Origin of the sequence: Nocardiopsis lambiniae, assembly GCF_031845465.1 — a bacterium.
Lineage (GTDB): Bacteria > Actinomycetota > Actinomycetes > Streptosporangiales > Streptosporangiaceae > Nocardiopsis > Nocardiopsis lambiniae.
Genome location: NZ_JAVREP010000001.1, coordinates 364363 through 382130, shown reverse-complemented (window position 1 = coordinate 382130; position 17768 = coordinate 364363). Strand labels below are relative to the sequence as shown.

15 protein-coding genes and 1 riboswitch are annotated in these 17768 nt (G+C 71.9%); of the genes, 6 read left to right on the top strand and 9 right to left on the bottom strand.

Annotation, left to right across the window (positions count from 1 at the left end; all coding sequences use genetic code 11):
• Nucleotides 1-58 precede the first annotated feature (58 nt).
• Both RM479_RS01710 and RM479_RS01705 read right to left on the bottom strand, forming a co-directional pair.
• Nucleotides 59-706, bottom strand: coding sequence for a hypothetical protein (locus RM479_RS01710; protein ID WP_311509924.1), 648 nt, complete (start codon nucleotides 704-706; stop codon nucleotides 59-61).
• Between the two features lie 131 nt (nucleotides 707-837).
• A complete protein-coding gene (locus RM479_RS01705) occupies nucleotides 838-1581 on the bottom strand; it encodes a dienelactone hydrolase family protein (RefSeq protein WP_311509923.1) in 744 nt (247 codons plus the stop codon).
• 252 nt (nucleotides 1582-1833) lie between these two features.
• On the opposite strand from RM479_RS01705, the gene RM479_RS01700 reads away from it, so the two are divergent.
• Nucleotides 1834-3018: a beta-1,3-glucanase family protein gene (locus RM479_RS01700; protein ID WP_311509922.1), complete on the top strand. Its 1185-nt coding sequence runs from the start codon at nucleotides 1834-1836 to the stop codon at nucleotides 3016-3018.
• A gap of 114 nt (nucleotides 3019-3132) precedes the next feature.
• Here the strand turns inward: RM479_RS01700 and mmsB are convergent, their stop codons facing one another.
• The 4 genes from mmsB to RM479_RS01680 are packed head-to-tail and all read right to left on the bottom strand — an operon-like array spanning nucleotide 3133 to nucleotide 7770.
• Complete coding sequence (mmsB, locus tag RM479_RS01695; protein ID WP_311509921.1) at nucleotides 3133-4050, bottom strand: 3-hydroxyisobutyrate dehydrogenase; 918 nt, start codon at nucleotides 4048-4050, stop codon at nucleotides 3133-3135.
• Nucleotides 4047-5126, bottom strand: coding sequence for an enoyl-CoA hydratase/isomerase family protein (locus tag RM479_RS01690; protein ID WP_311509919.1), 1080 nt, complete (start codon nucleotides 5124-5126; stop codon nucleotides 4047-4049). Before RM479_RS01690 ends, mmsB begins: the two co-directional genes overlap by 4 nt.
• The gene (locus RM479_RS01685) at nucleotides 5126-6265 is read right to left on the bottom strand and encodes an acyl-CoA dehydrogenase family protein (protein WP_311509918.1); all 1140 of its coding nucleotides are present in this window, start codon (nucleotides 6263-6265) and stop codon (nucleotides 5126-5128) included. The genes RM479_RS01690 and RM479_RS01685 overlap by 1 nt, the downstream gene beginning before the upstream one ends.
• Before the next feature lie 5 nt (nucleotides 6266-6270).
• Nucleotides 6271-7770, bottom strand: coding sequence for a CoA-acylating methylmalonate-semialdehyde dehydrogenase (locus tag RM479_RS01680; RefSeq protein WP_311509916.1), 1500 nt, complete (start codon nucleotides 7768-7770; stop codon nucleotides 6271-6273).
• 206 nt (nucleotides 7771-7976) lie between these two features.
• Nucleotides 7977-8161, bottom strand: a riboswitch (cobalamin riboswitch).
• A 204-nt stretch (nucleotides 8162-8365) separates the two neighbouring features.
• On the opposite strand from RM479_RS01680, the gene RM479_RS01675 reads away from it, so the two are divergent.
• A complete protein-coding gene (locus RM479_RS01675; protein ID WP_311509914.1) occupies nucleotides 8366-9637 on the top strand; it encodes an MFS transporter in 1272 nt (423 codons plus the stop codon).
• A 260-nt stretch (nucleotides 9638-9897) separates the two neighbouring features.
• On the opposite strand, the gene RM479_RS01670 is transcribed toward RM479_RS01675, so the two are convergent.
• Nucleotides 9898-10500, bottom strand: a complete 603-nt coding sequence (locus RM479_RS01670) for a TetR/AcrR family transcriptional regulator (RefSeq protein WP_311509912.1) — start codon at nucleotides 10498-10500, stop codon at nucleotides 9898-9900.
• A gap of 449 nt (nucleotides 10501-10949) precedes the next feature.
• On the opposite strand from RM479_RS01670, the gene RM479_RS01665 reads away from it, so the two are divergent.
• Nucleotides 10950-12050 carry a WD40/YVTN/BNR-like repeat-containing protein gene (locus tag RM479_RS01665; RefSeq protein ID WP_311509910.1) on the top strand — a complete coding sequence of 367 codons (1101 nt, stop codon included), beginning with the start codon at nucleotides 10950-10952 and terminating at the stop codon, nucleotides 12048-12050.
• A gap of 1 nt (nucleotide 12051) precedes the next feature.
• Nucleotides 12052-12336 carry a ubiquitin-like small modifier protein 1 gene (locus RM479_RS01660; RefSeq protein WP_311509909.1) on the top strand — a complete coding sequence of 95 codons (285 nt, stop codon included), beginning with the start codon at nucleotides 12052-12054 and terminating at the stop codon, nucleotides 12334-12336.
• A 336-nt stretch (nucleotides 12337-12672) separates the two neighbouring features.
• On the opposite strand, the gene RM479_RS01655 is transcribed toward RM479_RS01660, so the two are convergent.
• Nucleotides 12673-13836, bottom strand: coding sequence for a DUF418 domain-containing protein (locus RM479_RS01655; protein WP_311509908.1), 1164 nt, complete (start codon nucleotides 13834-13836; stop codon nucleotides 12673-12675).
• 167 nt (nucleotides 13837-14003) lie between these two features.
• Here RM479_RS01655 and RM479_RS01650 point away from each other — a divergent pair, with 167 nt between their 5' ends.
• Complete coding sequence (locus tag RM479_RS01650; protein WP_311509906.1) at nucleotides 14004-15194, top strand: sensor histidine kinase; 1191 nt, start codon at nucleotides 14004-14006, stop codon at nucleotides 15192-15194.
• A 52-nt stretch (nucleotides 15195-15246) separates the two neighbouring features.
• On the top strand, nucleotides 15247-15897 hold the full coding sequence (locus RM479_RS01645; RefSeq protein ID WP_274810154.1) for a response regulator: 651 nt from the start codon (nucleotides 15247-15249) through the stop codon (nucleotides 15895-15897).
• A 275-nt stretch (nucleotides 15898-16172) separates the two neighbouring features.
• Here RM479_RS01645 and RM479_RS01640 read toward each other — a convergent pair whose 3' ends face one another.
• The gene (locus tag RM479_RS01640; RefSeq protein WP_311509904.1) at nucleotides 16173-17636 is read right to left on the bottom strand and encodes an SDR family NAD(P)-dependent oxidoreductase; all 1464 of its coding nucleotides are present in this window, start codon (nucleotides 17634-17636) and stop codon (nucleotides 16173-16175) included.
• Nucleotides 17637-17768 lie beyond the last annotated feature (132 nt).

Genomic DNA, 17768 nt, shown 5'->3' with positions numbered 1-17768 from the left:
GGGCCCGTGCGCGTGCGCGCACGGGCCCTCGGCTCGTTCGGGTCGTTCGGGGGAGGGGTCAGTACCCGGGGCCCTGACCGGGCGCCGGCGGGTACTGGCCGGGAACGGTCGGGTACCCGGGCCCCTGGCCGGGCGCCGGCGGGTACCCGGGGCCCTGGCCGGGCGCCGGCGGATACTGGCCGGGGATCTGGCCGAGGGCCGGGTGCTGCGGGCCGCCGTACGGCGGCTGCGGCGGCACGTATCCGGGGTTCGTCTGCGCGAACCACTCCTTGGCCGGCACTCCCTCCACGAAGACGATGACGATGATGACCAGCACGATGCCGAGGAACGGGTTACTGGAGTCGGTGAAGTAGCCGATGGCGCCGTTGACCAGCGCGATGCCCGCCACGATCCGCAGCAGGGTCTGGGCCCGGGTCCCGCCCTTGCCCATCTGGGTGATCACGTAGATCTCGAAGGCGGTGATCGCCAGCCCGAGGATGAGGGCCGCCACGATCACGCCGAGGCCCATGCCCATCTCCGCCTGGGCCTGGGCCTGGAGCTCCGGGTCACCGGCGCCCAGGGCACCGATCGCGGCGATACCGAGGAAGGCGATCCCATAGACGATGACGGCCAGGACCGCCCGAATGATCAGGATGATCCGTACGGCTTTGAGGGAGGTCGGCATCGGCGGCGGACCGTAGGAGGGCGCCGGGGGATAGGGGGTCACAAGAACTCCTCGTTCAAGGGTGTGTCCGTGCCCCGCCGCGAGCCGTCGTGTTCATCAGGTGACGGGGTCATCACGCATATGAGACGCGCCCGAATGACACCCGGTTCCCCTTTTCCCTCATATCGCTCACATCAGGAGGTCTCGGACCGTCCCGCGGCCGTCAGGTGCTCGGTGAGGAAGGCATCGATGCGCCGCCAGGCGTCGACGGCCGACTCCGGGTGCGGACCGGTCTTCTGGGCGCGGAACACGGCCCGCATGATCCGCGGCCCGTTGGGCGCCTCGTTGAGGAAGGAGTGGCCCGCGTCGGGGTACTCCTTGACGTCGTTGACGATCCCGGCGGCGTCCAGGGTGGTGCGCAGCCGGTCGGCGGCCCCGCGCAGACCGCCGTCGAGGGCGCCGAAACTGCCGACGACCGGACAGGCACGGTCCACGACGCGGTCGAGGTTCCGGGGGGTGAACCCGTAGTTGACGGCGGAGGCGTCGAAGTCGGCGACGGTCGCGAGGGCGAACCCGCCGCCCATGCAGAACCCGACCACACCCACCCGGCCGGTGCAGTCGTCGCGGTCGAGGAGCCAACGACGGGCCGCCGCGATGTCGACGATGGCGCGTCCGCGCCCGGAACGCATGGCCAGCACCACCTTGAGGACACAGCGGGCCATACCGCCCTCGCTGTAGAGGTCCGGGACGATGGTGAGGTAGCCGAGCCGGGCCAGCCGGTCGGCGTGTGCGCGCATCTGCTCGTCGACGCCCCAGGCCTCGTGGGTGACGACGACGCCGGGCCAGGGGCCCTCGCCCTCGGGAACGGCGATGTGGGCGCGCAGGTGGGGCGAGCCCGGTGTGTCCCGGGTGTACTCGCCGAGATCGATGTCCGGCACGGTGCCTCCTCGGTGCTGCCCCCGGGATGGCCTACACCCTAGGGTGTCCGGGCCTCCCAGGCCACGGTCGGGGTCGTTCCTCCGCCCGGACGGAAAGTGATCTGGATCACACAACCCCTCCCTCACCATGGAGAACACCCGCCCCACCCCCCACGAACGAGACCACCCTGCGTTACCGGGGTTGACCGATCCGTTGCTCAATGATCGTTTAGTGCCACTTCTCCACACCCGCTACCTCTGAGGAGACCCCCGATGATCGACCGCAGGCACTTCCTCGGCGGCATCTCCGCCGCTGCCGGCGCCCCGCTCCTCCTGGGCACCCTCGGCTGCGCGCCCCGGGCATCCACGGCGGACCTGAGCTCGTCCTCCGCCACAGCCAACCCGGGAGCGCTCCCAGTGAGCGTTCGGAACGAGACCGGACGGTTCTCCGACGGCGAGATCCTCGCCTACGTGATCGGCACCGACCTGACCACCGGACGGTACAGCCGGGTCGACGCCAACGGGGTACCCCACCCCGTGAGCCTCGACGACAACGGCGACGACGGCTACGCCGACTACGGGATCCCGCTGCCCGACCTGGCCGGGATGACGCTGCCGTACATGTCCGGGCGGATCTACCTCGCCCTCGGCGGCAGGCTCCACATCCGCATCGTCGTCGACGGCGACGGCGCCCCGGCCCCGCAGCTCCCCGCCGGCTGGGTGGAGGGCTCCCCCGGGTTCGACGTCCTGCACGACACCGTCGAGTTCACCCACAACGACGCCGGGATGTTCTGCAACACCAGCATGGTCGACCAGTTCAGCGTGCCGATCGGCATCCGCCTGGTCGGCGATGCCGACCAGACCACCGGCACGTTCCGGCCCGGCGGTCGCGAGGCCGTGTTCCGGGCCCTGTCGGCCGACCCCGTGTTCTCGTCCCTGGTGTACGACGACCTGCGGATCATCTCCCCCGGTCACGGCCTGGACGCGGGGCTGTTCCCCGCCGATTTCTACGACCCCTACATCGACCGGGTGTGGTCGCACTACGCCGGTACCGACCTCACCGTGACCACCAACGCCGGGACGTTCACCGGCCGGGTCCAGGGGGACCGGTTCGTGTTCGACGGCGGGGTGCGCGCCTTCGACCGCCCCTCGACCCGTGACGTGTTCTTCTGCGACGGCGCGCTGAACGCCCCCAACGACGGGATCGGCGGCCCCGTCGCCGCGATCCTGGGGGCCGCGCTCAACCGGTCCACGCTGTTGACCTCGGCGAGCCAGCCCACCGCCGACCCCGCCGGTTTCTACCGGGACGAGGTCGCCAACCGGTACGCGGCGGTCTTCCACGAGAACACCGTGGACGGTAGGGCCTACGGGTTCGCCTTCGACGACGTGGCGGACTTCGCCTCCTACATCCAGGACCACGGGCCGCAGCGGCTGGAGGTCACCCTGACCGCCTTCTGAGGGCCCTTCGCACCGAGGAATCCCGGGGCTCTCATGCCGGTCGCCCCGATCCCGGTCGCTCCGGCCCGGGACCGCCGGTGCCCGCCGCGACCGGCATCGCGGCGGGCACCGGGCTCAGCCTTGCGCGTCCCGCTCGGAACGGGCGCGGACGGCCTCCACGATCGCGGAGAAGTCGCGTCCGGCCCCGCCGTCCTCGGCGAACCCCGCGTACACCTCGGCCGCGCGGGAACCGATCTCGGCCACCGTCCCGGTGTCGCGCAGCGCGTTGACCGCCAGCCCCAGGTCCTTGGCCATCAGTGACGCCGCGAAGCCGGGCCGGTAGTCGTCGTTGGCCGGGCTGGTCGGCACCGGCCCGGGGACCGGGCAGTAGGTGGTGAGCGACCAGCACTGCGCCGACGCCGTGGACATCACGTCGTACAGCGCCTCGTGGGTCAGGCCGAGCCGCTCGCCGAGCACGAACGCCTCGCTCACCGCGATCATCGACGACGCCAGCACCATGTTGTTGCAGACCTTGGCGGCCTGGCCGCCCCCCGCCCCACCGCAGTGCACGATCCGGCCGCCCATGACCGCCAGGACCGGTTCGGCCTCGGCGAACACCTCCTCCCGTGCGCCGACCATGAAGGTGAGGGTCCCGGCGGTCGCGCCCACCACCCCGCCGGACACCGGGGCGTCGACCGCCCGGTGCCCGGCGGCCTCCGCCTCGTCGGCGGCCGTGCGGGCGTCGGCCACGTCCACGGTGGAGCAGTCGACGAACAGGGTTCCGGGCCGGGCGGAGGAGATCAGGCCGGGAGCGTCGTCGACACCCCGGTAGGCGGCCAGCAGGTGGCGTCCGCTCGGCAGCATGGTGATGACGACGTCGGCCCCGGCGACCGCCTCGGCCGCCGACCCCGCCGGGCGCACCCCGGAGGCCACGGCCTTGGCGAGCGCTTCGGCCGACAGGTCGAACCCGGTCACCTCGTGCCCGGCCCGGACCAGGTTGACCGCCATGGGGCCGCCCATGTTCCCGAGCCCGACGAATCCGATCAGGGTCATCGCGTGCCTCCGTCGTCGAAGAGGTCGGCCAGGCCCAGGGGGCCGTCGGGGGCCGGGAGGAAGTGGCGGGCCACGTCCTCGTCGGTGACACCCTCCAGGGTGTCCGGCACCCACTTGGGGTTCCGGTCCTTGTCGATGACCTGGGCGCGGATCCCCTCGACCAGGTCGGGTGAGGACAGCGTCGCGAAGGAGACCCGGTACTCCTGTTCCAGAACCGTCTCCAGGTCGGGGAGCCCCCGGGCCCGCCGCAACGCCGCCAGGGTGGTCTTCACCGAGGTCGGCGACTTCGCGAGGATCGTGGCCGCGGCCGTGGCCGCCGCCGGGTCGCCGTGGTCGCGCAGCCGCGCCACGATCTCCTCGGCGGTGTCGGCGGTGTAACAGGCGTCGACCCACCGGAGGCCGGGCAGGGTCGGTGCGGGCGCGGTCTCGGCGAACCGGCCCACCGCGTCCGCCACGTCGGCCGCCGAGACGACCCCGGTGAGGGCGACGGCCAGGTCGGACAGGCGATCGGCGGGCACGAAGTGGTCGGCAAGGCCGAGGGCGATGGCGTCGCCCGCGTCCGCCGAACCCGCCGTGAGCGCCAGGTGGGTGCCCGATTCCCCGGGCGCCCGGGACAACAGGTAGGTGCCGCCCACGTCGGGCACGAACCCGATGGTGGTCTCCGGCATGCCCACGACCGAGCGCTCGGTGACGATACGGACCGAACCGTGCGCGGACACGCCGACCCCGCCGCCCATGACAACCCCGTCCATGAACGCCACGTACGGCTTGGGGTAACGCGAGATCCGCGCGTTGAGCAGGTACTCGTCGCGCCAGAACGCGGCGGCTGCCCGGTCGCCCTCGCGGGCACTGGCGGAGATGGCGCGGATGTCGCCGCCGGCGCACAGGCCGCGCTCCCCCGCGCCGTCGATGAGCACGGCGACGACGGCGTCGTCGTCCGCCCAGGCGGTGAGGGCCGCGCGCAGGGCTGTGACCATGTCGTGGTCCAGGGAGTTGATGGCCCGCGGACGGTTCAGGGTGATGCGGCCGAGTCGTCCTTCGACCCGGACCAGGACCTTCTCCTCGGTGGTGGACATCAGGCGGCCCCGGTCAGTCCGCGAGCGATGATCAGGCTCATGATCTCGTTGGTCCCTTCCAGGATTCGGTGCACCCTCAGGTCGCGCACGATCTTCTCAATGCCGTATTCCGTGAGGTATCCGTAGCCCCCGTGCAGCTGCAACGCCTGGTCGGCCACGGTGAACCCGACGTCGGTGGCGAACCGCTTGGCCATCGCGCACAGGTGCGCGGCGTCGGGATCGCCGTCGTCCAGGGCCCGGGCGGCCCGCCACACCAGGGAGCGGGCGGCCTCCAGCTCGGTGGCCATCTCGGCCAACCGGAACCGCAGGGCCTGGGCGTTGATGAGCGGCCCGCCGAACGCCCGCCGGTCGGCCAGGTAGGCGGTGGCGGCCTCCAACGCGGCGGTGGCACCGCCCAGGGAGCAGGCCGCGATGCCCAACCGGCCGCCGTTGAGTCCGTTCATGGCGATCCGGAAGCCGTCGCCCTCCGCGCCGAGGAGTCGGTCGGCGGGCGAGCGCACCCCGTCGAGGACGACCTGTCGGGTGGGCTGGGCGTTCCAGCCCATCTTGGCCTCGTTGCCGCCGAAGGACAGACCGGGGTCGTCGCGGTCCACGATGAACGCCGACACCCCCGAGGGGCCGGGACCCCCGGTACGGGCCATGACGATGTAGAGGCCGGACACCCCGGCGCCGGAGATGAACTGCTTGGTGCCGGTGAGCACGTGGCCCCCGCCGTCGGGTACCGCCCGGGTGCTCAGGGCTGCCGCGTCGGAGCCCGCGCCCGGTTCGGTCAGGCAGTAGCTGCCCAGCACGTCCATGGAGCACAGGCCCGGCAGCAGGCGTGCGCGCTGGGCGGCGTCGCCGTAGCGGTCGATCATCCAGGCGACCATGTTGTGAATGGACAGGTAGGCGGCCACGGACGGGCAGCCGGTGGCCAGCGCCTCGAAGACGAGGACGCCGTCGAGCCTGCTCAGGCCCGACCCGCCCGCGTCCTCGCGGACGTAGACCCCGCCCATGCCCATGTCGGCGGCCTTGCGCAGCACGTCCACGGGGAAGTGCTTGGCCTGGTCCCACTCGACGGCGTACGGGGCCAGGTGCTCGCGGGCGAAGTCGCGGGCCGCCTCCGCCAGGGCCGTCTGGTCCTCGGTGAGCGTCGTCACGGCCGTCACCGCATCACGGGGATGGTGAAGGACGCGCCTTCGCGGATCCCCGAGGGCCAGCGCGAGGTGACGGTCTTCGTGCGGGTGTGGAACCGGATGGAGTCGGGTCCGTGCTGGTTGAGGTCGCCGAACGCGGACCGCTTCCAGCCGCCGAAGGTGTGGTAGGCGACCGGTACCGGGATGGGCACGTTGACGCCGACCATGCCGGTGTCCACTCGGTGCGAGAAGTCGCGGGCGGTGTCGCCGTCGCGGGTGAAGATCGCGACGCCGTTGCCGTACTCATGACCGTTGACCAGTGCCAGCGCCTCCTCGTAGTCGGCGGCGCGCACCACCGACAGCACCGGACCGAAGATCTCCTCACGGTGGATCCGCATGTCCGGGGTGACCCGGTCGAACAGGGTGGCCCCGACGAAGTAGCCGTCCTCGAACCCGGGAACGGTGTGACCGCGACCGTCCACGACCAGCTCGGCGCCCTCCTCGACACCGAGGTCGACGTAGCCGATGACCCGGTCGCGGGCGTCCGCGCTCACCAGGGGGCCGAAGTCGGCCCGCGGGTCGTGCGAGGGGCCCACCCGGAGGTCGGCGATGCGCTCCTTGAGCCGGGAGACCAGGGCGTCGGCGGTCTCCTCGCCGACGGGGACCGCCACCGATACCGCCATGCAGCGTTCGCCGGCCGAACCGTACCCGGCGCCGATCAGGGCGTCCACCGCCTGGTCGAGGTCGGCGTCGGGCATGACGACCATGTGGTTCTTGGCGCCGCCGAAGCACTGGGCGCGCTTGCCGTGCGCGGTGGCGGTGGAGTACACGTACTCGGCGATCGGGGTGGAGCCCACGAATCCGACCGCGGCCACGCGCGGGTCGGTGAGCAGGGTGTCCACCGTCTCCTTGCCGCCGTTGACGACGTTGAGGACGCCCGGCGGCAGCCCCGCCTCGGCGAACAGCTCGGCCAGGCGCAGCGGTACGGACGGGTCGCGTTCGGAGGGCTTGAGGATGAAGGCGTTACCGCAGGCCAGCGAGGGGGCCGCCTGCCAGAGCGGGATCATCGCCGGAAAGTTGAAGGGGGTGATGCCCGCGACGACGCCCAACGGCTGCCGGAGCGAGTGGACGTCGATGCCGGTTCCGGCGTCATCGCTGAACTCGCCCTTGATCAGGTGCGGGATGCCCGCCGCGAACTCGACCACCTCCAGACCGCGCTGGAGGTCACCGTGGGCGTCGGGGACGGTCTTGCCGTGTTCGGCCGACAGCAGGCGGGCGAGCCCGTCCCGCTCGGACTCGACCAGTTGGAGGAACCGGAGGAGGACCCGGGCGCGGCGCTGCGGGTTCCAGGAACCCCACTCGACCTGGGCGGCGACCGCGTCGGCGATGACCGACTCCGTCTCGGCCCGGTCTGCCAGGGGGACCCGGGCCTGGACCTTCCCGGTGTTGGGGTCGAAGACGTCCCCGAAGGTCGTCGAACGACCGGGGGAACGTTCCCCGTGAACGAAGTGCGTCAGGACACGGACCATGGGACACCGGCTCTCTTGTGGAGGTCATGGAGGCGAGGCATGGGAGGAGGCATGCGGAACGGGGGCCGTGTGCGGTGGTACGGCCGACCGCCACCCCGAAGGTGGTGGGGTGGTGGGTTCAGTGATGCCGTCGCGTCGCCCGCCATGGGCGGGTCGTCCGGGCGCGGTGCGTCGTCATGCGTGTTCGCTCCATCCTCGTGGACCGCACGTACTCGAAAACCGCGGCCGGTATCCTGACTCCCGGTTCTGCGCGCCTCCCCCGCCTTCCCGGTTCGCACCAGTGGCGTCGTGAGGGATCGCTCCCCGGTCACAGTGGCGGGACCGTGCCGGATTCTCACCGGCTTCCCTGACACCGCGGCCTTGCGCCCCCACCATATAGTTGGACGTCCAAGTAAATCCAGGGTCGTGCCGTCGGAATTTCCGAGCCCCGCGGCGCGGGCGCAGGGCGTCCCCCCGGGAGCGGTCCGGAAGGTCGTCGAACCGGGACGGCACCGGTCACGGGGTGTTCGAGGACTTAGGGTGTCCGCGAGGCCCGGTGTCCACCCCCAGGAGACGCCCTCCGCGCCGGCGCCGGAAAGGTCCGGTGATCCGGCCCGTGCCCTCCACCCCCCGACCCGCACGCGCCGACCGCGCGCTCGGAGGACGCTTCTGGGCGTTCTGGTCGGCCGCGCTGGCCGCCAACCTGAGCGACGGCGTCGCCATGATCGCGATGCCGTGGCTGGCGTCCTCACTGACCCCCGACCCCGTGCTCGTCGCCGCGGTGGCCACCGCCGGTCGGTTGCCGTGGCTGCTGCTGGCCCTGCCCGTCGGAGTCCTCATCGACCGGCTACCCCGGATCCCGGTGATGGTCGGCGCCGGTACCGTCCGTCTGGCGCTGTGGGCGGCCCTGGCCGCCGTGGTGTTCTCCGGCTGGGCGTCGGTACCGCTGCTGACGCTGTTCGCTTTCTGCTTCGGCGTCCTGGAGGTCTGCTACGACACCGCCTCGGAGACGGTCGTCGCGTCGTTGGTCCCCCGGGAGCGGCTGGAGCGCGCCAACGGCCATCTGCGCACCGGGGCCCTCGTCGTCCAGGAGTTCGGCGGTCGGCCCGTGGGCGGCCTGCTCATCTCCATCGGCCTGTTCGCGCCGTTCGTGCTCAACGTCGCCGCGCTGCTCATATCGGTCCTGGCCCTGGCCCGGGTACGCGTGGCGGACCCGAACGGGGAGACCCCGGCCCGCGAACGACGAGGGTTGCGAGGCGTCGGCACCGACCTCACCGAAGGGGTAGGGGCCATCCTGGAGCAGCCGCTGCTGCGACTGGTCGCGGGCATCGCCCTGTTCGTCAACGGGTGCTACGCCACCGCCCTGTCCACACAGGTGCTGTTCGTTCGGGACGTGCTCGGTCTGGGGCCGGCCGGGTTCGGCCTGCTCATGGCGTTCGCCGCGGCCGGCGGGGTCATCGGCGGGCAGTCGGTGTCCTTCCTGCGGTCGGTGCTTCCGCCCGGCACCCTGCCGGTGGTCTGTCTGACCGCGACGAGCCTGGTCTACTGCGTGGTCGCGGCGCTTCCCCTGACCCCGGTGGTCGCCGTCGGCTACCTCGTGACCAGCGGGCTCATCCTCGGCTACGCGGTGGCGATGGTCTCCATCCGCCAGCGGATCACCCCCGACCGGCTTCTCGGGAGGGTCAACGCCGCCATGCGCACGGTGAGCTGGGGTGTCAGCGCCCTGGGCATGGCGGCGGGCGGGGTGATGGTCGCCGCCCTCACCCCGCTGACGGGACACGAGGGCGCGTTACGCGCCCCCTATGTCCTCATCGGTGCGGTCGGTCTGGTCGTCGTCGTGTTCTTCGGCCGCAGGCTCACCCGCCTGGTACGCGAATACGACGTGTGAGCCCCTCCTCCGGCGTGTTCCGGGATGCCCACCCTGCTGCGCGACGCCCCGGCTCGCCCGCCCGTCACCCGACGGCACCTTCTCTCGCGGCGTTCTCATCGGTCGACGGGAGAGCCGACTCCTTCTTCGGCCTCGCGATGAACGCACCGGAACCCCGCCCGTCCACCTTCGGAAGGCCCACGAAGGACGGCCAACGAAGGACGGACGGCCCGCGGCCGACGACCTTCCTTTCGCGACGGGCGGCATCCACGGAACACGGCCTAGCGGGCCCCTCCGCTCAGCGGCCCCAGGAGCGTGTAGGCCTCGTCCATACGCTCGGGGAAGACGTCCGGACTCTGGGCCAGCCGCATCGCGGTCAGCTCGCAGGCCATCGCGATGTGCGAGGCCAGGACCGCCACGTTCTCAGGGGCGCCCACCTCCATCAACGCCCCCGCCAGTCGGGTGGCCCGTTGCTGACGGGTGAGCAGATAACGGGAGCGCAGGTCGGTGCTCTCACGGAGCAGGCGGACCAGGACGGCCGAATGGGCGGGGGACAGCGAGGAGTGGGGGCGGGTGGCGACGCACGCCTCTCGGAGCAGTTCGATGGCGGCACCCAGGTCGTCGCCCAGGGGGCTGGGGGCCTTGTCCCGCACGTAGGAGCACAGGCGTTCGACCTCGGCCCCCTCCTCGGCGAACAACACCTGTTGTTTGTCGCCGAAGTAGCGGAAGAAGGTCGTGCGGCCGACCTCGGCACGTTCGGCGATGGCCGCGACCGTGACGTTGTCGAATCCGTGCTCGGCGAAGAGCTGGAACGCCGCTGACACGATCATGGCCCGGGCCTTGCGACGTTTGCGAGCGTGAAGTGTGTCGGGGGGGTGATGCATGAGGCGGACCCTATCGAGTGGACCCGGTTCTGCCGGGGACGCAGGACCATTGGGACGGTAGTCCTGAAACGCCCCCTGAGGACCGGGAGAGCGGGAAGTCGTCTTGCCTGATTCGGGTTTCGGAACGCATCCGCACGGGCTCAGGCCCCGTCCCGTACGGTGATGCCGGTTGGGGCGGAATTTTATTGCAGAGCGACCCTGGTCTGACAACCGCTGTACCCCGATACATGAATCCGCCTGGCGGATAAGGTTTCCTACCATCTGGAGGTTATGACTCCCCCAAGATGGTTTTTCGGGGTGCCACCAATTCACCACCCAAGGTAAATCGTTCGGGTTCCTAACTATTGAAGCCTCATCGATGACCGGAACCTCCCGTTCGGCCACGGGCCCCGGAATGTCCCCTCGCCGTGCGACAGTGATGTGACCTCTTTCACCGAGTGGAGCTGAACATGGCGTATTCACTGGTCATCGGCACGCGCAAGGGGTTGTTCACGGCCTCCGGCGAGAATCGTCGCGATTGGAGGGTGACCGGACCGCACCGGCTCGACAGCGCCGACCACGCGAGCATGAGCGCGGTGTACGCGGTGGGGATCGACCCGCACACCGGACGCGTCCTGGCCGGAGCGGAGAGCTCGCACTTCGGCCCGAGCGTCTGGTACAGCGACGACGGAGGCGCGAGCTGGCACGAACCCGAGTCCGCGCCCATCGTCTTCCCGGAGGACACCGACGCCTCGCTCACCCGGGTCTGGCAGTTCGCCTTCGGCGACACCCCCGGCACCGTCTACGCCGGAGTGGAACCGCACGCGCTGTTCCGTTCCACCGACGGCGGCCTGAGCTTCGAACTCGTCCGCGCCCTGTGGGACCACCCGCACCGCGCCGACTGGTTCCCCGGTGCCGGCGGTGGGGCGGTGCACACGGTCCTGCCCGGGGTGGTGGGCGTCGGCGAACGCTCACCCGAGGCGATGACCGTGGCCATGTCCACCGGCGGGGTCTATCAGACCCGGGACGGTGGGACGAGCTGGGCGCCGGCCAACCGGGGCATCTCCGCGGGCTTCCTGCCCGAGGAGGAACCGGAGTACGGCCAGTGCGTGCACAAGGTGGCCCTGGCCGCCGATGGGTCGATGTACGCCCAGAACCACCACGGGGTCTACCGGTCCGACCGGCCAGCCGAAGAAGGGTGGCGGGCCGTCGAGAAGGGCCTGCCCGTCGACTTCGGGTTCGCGATGGTCGCCCACCCCCACAGGCCGGGGACGGCGTTGAACTTCCCCGTGATCAGCCAGGAGGTCCACCTGCCACCGGACCACCGACTGGGCGTGTACCGGACCGAGGACGCGGGCGAGCGCTGGTCGCCGGCCGTCGAGGGTCTGCCGGAGGAACCGTACTTCGGCATCGTGCTGCGCGACGCGGCCTGTACCGACAGGGCCGAGGCTCCCGGCTTCTACTTCGGCACCCGCACCGGGGACGTGTACGCGGCCGACGACGACGGGCCCTGGCACCGGGTGGCCGCCCACCTGCCGGACGTGCTCTGCGTGCGCGCGGTGGAGGTGTGAGATGGGCGTAACGGTCCACCTTCCCGGATTGTTGCGGGCGGACGCCGGGGGCGCCGCCCACCTGCCCGTGGACGTCGGCCCACCGGCGGTGCTGCGCGATGTGCTGGACACGCTGGTGGCGGAGCACCCCGGCCTGGACCGGCGCATCCGCGATGAGCAGGGGCGGTTGCGTCGTTACGTCAACGTGTTCGTGAACACCGACGAGTGCCGTGCCCTCAGCGGGTTGGACACACCGGTCCCGGAGGGCGCCGACATCCGTGTCCTGCCCTCCGTCGCCGGCGGTTAGGGCGCGTGGCGTGGCCCCCGGTCACCGTGAGGAGAAGCACCGTCGACCGCGAACCGCCGGTCCGTTGCCGACCGTGGGCGGTGAGCGGTGGCCACGGTCCGGCGGCGGCCGTATCTCCGCCCGGTGGTGACGTGGTCGGCCGCACGGCTTCGGGCCGCTCGGCGCTGCGGCCGATCCGTCCCCCGGGTGACGGCGCGGCCGGACGTCGACATGGACGGTGCGCGGCGTCGAGGGCCCGGCGTCGAGGGCACGGCCCCGAGGACGTCGCGGTCGGCACGGACCTCGAAGCCCCTCTCGCGTCCCTCCGATCGCGGTGGCCGTGGCCGACCCCGGTGGTCAGTACGCGCGGGACGTCCGTGGTCGGCGGCGCATCGGCAGGGGGCGCAGGTGGGTGAGCAGGCGCCACAGCCACTCCAGGGGGCCGTACCGGAACCGGGCCGACCACAGGTGGGCGAAGACCAGCATCACGGCGAAGTACCCGGCGGCCAGGGCGTACTGGGCGAGCATGGGGATCCGTGTCTCCCAGGGGTCCATCACCAGGAGGAAGACGGCCGTGCCGCCCAGGTACACGGTGAGCGTCATGCGTCCCAGCGGGGCCAGGACGCCCAGCGCGCGGGCCACCGCCCCGCGCCTGCGCACCGACCACCACACGAGCCCCAGGTAGAACAGGGCGCCGCCCAGGCCCATCAGGGTTCCGGCGACCGAGGTGAGCAGCCCCGCGGCGGGGTCCACCACGGGCATCCCTTCGGGACCGAGCACCGGCACGCCGTCGGCGTCGAACTCCATGGGGAACAACAGGTCGGAACCGAACATCACGGCGATCCCGAGGATCTGCCCGGCCAGGCCGGTCCACACCATGCCCGCGGGCAGCCGGGAGGGGTCCTCCGCCGTCGCCGGGTCCAGTTCGGGTCTGCGGGCCAGCCACACGCCGACACAGAAGAAGCCGAGGGTCTGCGGCACCAGCAGGAGCAGCACCGCCCATTCGCCGGACAGGGGGACCACGTGCTCGACGAACGGCGCGATCGCGAAGGCGAGCAGCGCCGCGATCAGCGGCCGGGTCCGGCCGCCCGCGAGCAGCAGGGGCATCAACGGCGCCAGGACCAGCGCGGTGACGGAGTAGTGGGTGAGGATGTCCCCGGAGAACACCAGCAGGTGCGGAACGCCGAACAGCAGCCCGAGCACCGCGTAACGACGCAGCATCACCACCATCGGTCGGTCCCCGCGCCGCTCCGCCGCCCGCCAGGCCAGCACCGCGCCGATGCCGAGCAGCACCATGAGCATCGCCCGCGCCTTGCCCGACATGAGCAGGGACAGCGCACCGTTCACCACGGAGGTGAGGGTGTCCATCGGCCGGCCCCCCGCGCTCTCCGCCGAGAAGACGACGACGGTCACGTTCATCATGACCACGCCGATCATCGCCAGCGCCCGCGCGATGTCGAGGAACGCCACCCGCGTCCCCTCCGCCGTCGGCGACCGCACCACCCCGATCGTCTCCGTCATCGAACCCCCCGCTCCATCCGCGTCGTTCGCGTCCGTCGCCCGGCACGGACCGGACGACCCCTCCAGACTCGCCCGCGCCCCCGCTCCGCGCATCGGCCGAAAGAGCGGGGTCCCGTCTCGTCCTTTCGGCCGAGGTCGGGCGAGGGGCGTCGATCTAGGCTGAGGCCATGCCGCTGAACAGGATCGTCGCCGTGCTCGGCGCACCTCGGGAAGGATGGCCCGCCCGGGCCCTCGTGGGGATCACGGCCGGGCTGCTCCTCCTGGCCGTGGTCGGGGACCTGCTCATGGTGTACGACAACCGGAACGCCACCGCCTGGCCGGGGCCGCCGCGGGGCCCCTGGGACCTGGCGCCCGCGATCTCCGGGGCGGTGGGCGGGGCGCTGGCGCTGACGGCGCTGCGGCCCCGGGCCGGGGCGACGGCGGTGGGCACGGCCGCACTGACCGCCGCACTGGTCGTGACGGCGACGTCGGTGGCGCTGTGGCCCCTGCCCAAGGGGATGTTCGGGTACCCCATCGCCCTCTCGGAGGCCCTCGCCCTGCTCCTGGCGTTGGCCGTGGTGGGCCTGCGCTGCGGCCCCCGGTGGATCGGCGCGGTGGCGGTGACCGCCTTCCTGGCCGCCTCCTCCGATCAGCTGCGGGAGGGGGCGGGCGACACGGTCACCACGGCCCTGCTGATGGTCCTGGTGGGGCTGGCGCCCGGCCTGTACCTGCGGTGGCGCGGACACCAGCGGGAGTACCACGTCGAGCGGGCCCGGGCCCAGGAACGGCTGGCGGTCGCCCGCGACCTGCACGACGTGGTGGCCCACGAGGTCACCGGGATCGTCGTCCAGGCCCAGGCCCTGCGCCGGATCTCCGCCGACCGTCCGGAGACCGTGGTGCGGGCGCTGCCGGACATCGAGGCGGCCGGGATACGCGCCCTGGACTCCATGCGCGCCATGGTGTCCCGGCTCCGGGGACCCGACGAGGTCCCCCTGATGTCCGATGTCGCGGACGGGCTGGCCCGGCTGGCGCAGGCCCCGGGCGGTCCCGGGGTCACCGTACGGGTCGAGGTTCCTCTGAGCGAGCTGTCCCCGGAGATCGGTACCGCGCTCCTGCGGATCGCACAGGAATCGGTCACCAACGCCCGGCGGCACGCGCGCGGCGCCACCCGGGTGGAGGTGGCGGTGACCGCGACCGGGGAGCGGGTGCGGATCACGGTACGCGACGACGGACGCGCCACCGGCGGCGGTGGCGGCGGTGGTTTCGGTCTGGTGGGCATGGCCGAGCGGGCCCGTCTGCTCGGCGGGGAGCTGACCGCGGGCCCGGCGGAACACGGCTGGGAGGTGAGCGCGCTGCTCCCGCGAAGGCCCTGTGGATAACCTCCGCGGCGACCCCGCGCAGGGCAGAGTGTAAGCAGAACGGGGGCACGGAATGGGCATTCGTGTGTTGCTGGCCGACGACCAGCAGATGGTGCGGACGGGGTTCCGCTACATGTTGGAGGCCGAGGACGGCATCGAGGTGGTCGGCGAGGCCGGCGACGGACTGGAGGCGGTCCGGCTCGCCCGGGAGTCACGCCCCGACGTCGTCCTCATGGACATCCGCATGCCGGGCATCGACGGTCTGGAGGCCACCCGCCGATTGGCCGGTCCAGGAGTGGAGGATCCGGTGAAGGTGGTCGTGGTGACCACCTTCGACCTGGACGAGTACGTGCACGCCGCGCTGTCGGCGGGCGCCGTCGGCTTCCTGCTCAAGGACGCCGGGGCGGCCTTGCTGGTGGAGGCGGTGCGGGCCGCGGTCCGCGGGGACGCGCTGATCTCACCGGAGATCACGGTCCGGCTGATCCGACACTTCACCGCCCCCGACCGGCCTGCGCGGATCCGTGACGACGGCGGCCTCACCCCACGGGAGCTGGAGATCGCCCGGGTCGTGGCGCGAGGCCGGACCAACACCGAGATCGCCGCACGGCTGCGGGTCACGGTGAGCACGGTGAAGACCCACCTGGCGAGCATCCAGGGCAAACTGGGCACCCGCAACCGGGCCGAACTGGTGGCCTGGGCCTTCCGCAACGGACACGCGGAGTGAGCGACGTCCCCATGCCGGTGTCCGGCGCATCCTCGCCCGAACCGCCCCGTCACCGCCTTCCCCCGATCCACGACCGTCCCGGAAGGCCGCCCTCACCGCCCGCGCACGGCGCGACCGGCGCCTTGGTTCGGGTGGCCCCGGCCCGGGCGGGCCGACGGGACCCCTCCGCCTCGGTCACCGGCGACTCCACCCGGGGGGCTCCCAGGCCGTGGAGCGGTCGGCGGGGCGGATCGGTTCCCCGCTCCGCCCCGTGCTCCGGGCCTGCTGCGCCCTGGTCACCAGTTGGCGGGGGCGTAGTCCTTGAGGAAGCACCCGTACAGGTCCTCGCCGCTCTCACCGCGGACGATGGGGTCGTACACGCGCGCGGCCCCGTCCTCCAGGTCCAGGGGCGCGTGGAACCCGGCCTCGGCCATCCGCTCCTTGTCGGGGTGGGGTCGCTCATCGGTGATCCACCCGGTGTCGACACTGGTCATGAGGATGCCGTCGGCCTCCAGCATCTCCTGTGCGCTGGTGCGGGTGAGCATGTTGAGCGCGGCCTTGGCCATGTTGGTGTGCGGGTGGCCCGGCCCCTTGTAACCGCGGCCGAACACCCCTTCCATCGCGGACACGTTGACGATGTAGGTGCGTCGCGCGGGCGAGGCGGCCAACGCCGGGCGCAGCCGGTCCACGAGGAGGAACGGGGCGGTCACGTTGCAGAGCTGCACTTCGAGCATCTCGACGGGTTCGATGTCGCCGACCCGGTCGGTCCAGCTGTTCTCCGGGGCCAGGTCGGGGAGCAGCCCGCCGGCGTCGATCGCGGTGCCGGCGCGCACCCGGTCCAGCGAAGCCGAACCGGTGGTGAGCGCCAGGGAGGTGAGCATCTCCGGTGTGAGGGCGTTGCGGTCGAGCGCGTCGGCGGCCTCCAGGGCGCGCGGGCTCACCCCGCCCAGGACGAGAGGGCTCGGGAGGTGGTCCCCGACGAGCGGGTGCGATTCCGCCTCGATGAGCGGCCCGTAGGAGGCCGGTGAGCGCCGCACCGTCTGGGCGGCGTTGTTGATGAGGATGTCGAGCGGCCCCTGGGCGGTCACCTCATCGGCCAAGCGCAGGACCTGTGCGGGGTCGCGCAGGTCGATGCCGACGACCCGGAGTCGATGCAGCCACCGGTCGCTGTCGGGCATCGCGGAGAAGCGCCGGACGGCGTCGTTGGGGAACCGGGTCGTGATGGTGGTGTGCGCCCCGTCGCGCAGCAGACGCAGCGCGATGTACATGCCGATCTTGGCGCGCCCGCCGGTGAGCAGGGCCCGCCGGCCGGTGAGGTCGGTGCGGGCGTGACGGCGTTCCCTGTTGAAGGCGGCGCAGGTCGGGCAGAGCTGGTGATAGAAGGAGTCGACCTCGCGGTACCTCTGCTTGCAGACGTAGCAGGCGCGCGCCTTGCGCAGCACACCGGCGAGTTCCCCGGGGGTGCCGCCGCCGGTGAGGGCCCGCCCGTTGGTCTCGTCGTCGATGCGGTCGGGTGCGGCGGTCGCGGTCGCGGCGAACACGGCTTCGTCGTGGTCCTTGCGGGCCTGGCGGCGCTCTCTGCGGCGGTTCTCCTTGACCGCCTTGAAGAGCTTGGAGCAGGCCCGCTGGAGGATGAGGGAGTCGGGGTGGTCACTGGGCAGGGAGCCGACCCGGGCGATCACCTCCAGGCACACGCGCATGTCCTCGACATCGATCGCGCCCGCCTCCTCCGGGGCGGTCGCCGTGTTCGTCTCCGTCATCACCGTTCACTCCACTGAGATGTCCCGTCGGCCCGACTCTCGGCCAACAGGAACCTTATGCGCACCGGCCCGGTACCCGGGTACGGTGAACGCCGGGGAGACATACGACGCGCGGGCCCTGCCGCGCCAAGG

What these genes read in the sequence shown, in the direction of transcription:
- RM479_RS01665 (WP_311509910.1), top strand. Translation starts at nt 10,950, where the DNA reads ATGGCGTATTCACTGGTCATCGGCACGCGCAAGGGGTTGTTCACGGCC.
- RM479_RS01650 (WP_311509906.1), top strand. Translation starts at nt 14,004, where the DNA reads ATGCCGCTGAACAGGATCGTCGCCGTGCTCGGCGCACCTCGGGAAGGA.
- RM479_RS01660 (WP_311509909.1), top strand. Translation starts at nt 12,052, where the DNA reads ATGGGCGTAACGGTCCACCTTCCCGGATTGTTGCGGGCGGACGCCGGG.
- RM479_RS01670 (WP_311509912.1), bottom strand. Translation starts at nt 10,500, where the DNA reads ATGCATCACCCCCCCGACACACTTCACGCTCGCAAACGTCGCAAGGCC.
- mmsB (WP_311509921.1), bottom strand. Translation starts at nt 4,050, where the DNA reads ATGACCCTGATCGGATTCGTCGGGCTCGGGAACATGGGCGGCCCCATG.
- RM479_RS01640 (WP_311509904.1), bottom strand. Translation starts at nt 17,636, where the DNA reads ATGACGGAGACGAACACGGCGACCGCCCCGGAGGAGGCGGGCGCGATC.
- RM479_RS01655 (WP_311509908.1), bottom strand. Translation starts at nt 13,836, where the DNA reads ATGACGGAGACGATCGGGGTGGTGCGGTCGCCGACGGCGGAGGGGACG.
- RM479_RS01700 (WP_311509922.1), top strand. Translation starts at nt 1,834, where the DNA reads ATGATCGACCGCAGGCACTTCCTCGGCGGCATCTCCGCCGCTGCCGGC.
- RM479_RS01690 (WP_311509919.1), bottom strand. Translation starts at nt 5,126, where the DNA reads ATGTCCACCACCGAGGAGAAGGTCCTGGTCCGGGTCGAAGGACGACTC.
- RM479_RS01680 (WP_311509916.1), bottom strand. Translation starts at nt 7,770, where the DNA reads ATGGTCCGTGTCCTGACGCACTTCGTTCACGGGGAACGTTCCCCCGGT.
- RM479_RS01645 (WP_274810154.1), top strand. Translation starts at nt 15,247, where the DNA reads ATGGGCATTCGTGTGTTGCTGGCCGACGACCAGCAGATGGTGCGGACG.